At 44.9% G+C, this 225-nt stretch carries 1 pseudogene; it reads right to left on the bottom strand.

What is annotated here, in order from left to right:
* Window positions 1-45: 45 nt before the first annotated feature.
* Window positions 46-225, bottom strand: a pseudogene (locus BCT81_RS05410) (CDP-alcohol phosphatidyltransferase family protein); the annotation flags it as partial.

The raw sequence follows: 225 nt of genomic DNA, 5'->3' as shown, positions 1-225 counted from the left end.
TCAATATGAGCGGCGTTTTTGCATCTTGTTTTTGTCGTTAGATTGCTAACTCTCTTGCTGAGTCTTAAGAGTTTGGAACCCAAAATAAATTCGCATGAACGTAGTCAGCCAACACGCCGCCCCAAAGGCATAGGCAATAACCGCAAAGTGTTGTGGCCAAATACAAAAGGCAATGAAACAGGCAATGGTCTCTGTCCCTTCGGTTAGGCCAGACATGTAGTAGAG

Origin of the sequence: Vibrio sp. 10N.261.52.A1 (genome assembly GCF_002876325.1) — a bacterium.
Classification (GTDB): Bacteria; Pseudomonadota; Gammaproteobacteria; order Enterobacterales; family Vibrionaceae; genus Vibrio; species Vibrio chagasii.
The sequence above is the reverse complement of the archived record's forward strand: the minus strand, read 5'-3'. Positions and strand labels throughout refer to the sequence as shown.